This window comes from Streptomyces mesophilus, assembly GCF_011044995.1.
Lineage (GTDB): Bacteria > Actinomycetota > Actinomycetes > Streptomycetales > Streptomycetaceae > Streptomyces > Streptomyces mesophilus.
Window position 1 is genome coordinate 1 of record NZ_JAAKZW010000466.1, and the last position, 1,151, is coordinate 1,151.

The 1,151-nt window shown below is 73.6% G+C and carries 1 protein-coding gene and 1 pseudogene; both read left to right on the forward strand.

Translation table 11 applies throughout. The features are described 5' to 3' along the window. Positions 1–118 (forward strand): annotated as a pseudogene (locus G6045_RS40595) (DNA hydrolase); the annotation flags it as partial. A gap of 107 nt (positions 119–225) precedes the next feature. Then, positions 226–1,151, forward strand: a 926-nt coding sequence (locus G6045_RS40600) for an ATP-binding cassette domain-containing protein (protein WP_165337262.1), incomplete at its 3' end; no start/stop codon positions are given.

The window sequence follows — 1,151 nt, forward strand, 5'->3', positions numbered from 1 at the left end:
GGGCTTCCTGGTCCCCACCGGAGGCACGACCACCCGGCAGGGCGGCCGCCCCGCCCAGCTCTTCCGGGCCGGCGGAGCCACCCTGCTCAACCCCCCGATGCTGCGCCCCGAGGTCTGAGGCGGGGACGCCGGACAGGCCGGCGGACCCTGAAGGGCGACCGTCCCTCGCGGCAGTGAGCCGTGCGGTGCCCGAAAAACCCCTTATGGCACGCTATGTTGCATCGCGTGATCCAGGCCATCGGACTGACCAGCAATCCCCGCAAAGAGCTCCCGCCCGCCGTCGACGACGTCTCCTTCGAGGCGCGCGCCGGCCGGGTCACGGCATTGCTCGGCGCCGTTCCGGCCGAAACCGCCGAAGTGCTGCGGCTGATGCTCCAACTCGAGCCAGGCCGCGGCGTGACGTACTTCCGCGGCAGGCCCCTGAACCGCATCGCGCACCCCTCACGCGAGGTCGGCATTCTGCTCGGCGACGTCCCGGGCCACCCCGCCCGCACGGTCCGCGGACAGCTCCGCATGCTGTGCGCCGCGACCGGCGTCCCCGTCACCCGCGCCGACGAAGTCCTCGAAGTGGTCGGCCTGGTGAGCCTGCGCGACGAACGCCTCGGCACCCTCTCCCGCGGCATGGACCGCCGCCTCGGCCTCGCCTGCGCCCTCCTCGCCGACCCGCACACGCTCGTCCTGAACGCCCCCGCCGAAGCCCTTTCCGCCCGTGAAGCGGCCTGGCTGCACGCCATGCTCCGCGCCCATGCCCAGCAGGGCGGCACGGTCCTGTTCACCACGTCCGACCCCAAGGAAGCCGCGCGTACCGCCGACCGTGTCATCACGCTCGAACAGGGCTGCGTCGTCGCCGACCAGGACGCCGCCGACTTCGCCCGCACCCGGCTGCGCCCCCGCGTCGCCATCCGCTCCCCGCACGCGGCCCGCCTCCTCGCCCTGCTGACCAAGGAGGCCCGGGTCGCCCGCCGCTCCGTGGAGGTCGTCCGCGAGGACGGCAACCGGCTCTCGGTCTACGGGAGCACCACGGCCGACGTCGGCGAAACCGCGTACAAGCACGGCGTCCTCCTCCATCAACTGGCCGACGAGGTAGGCGACTCAGGCCCTCCGCCCCCGCCTCAAGAGCCCTCGGCCACGGCTGCCTCGCACCCCGGCAC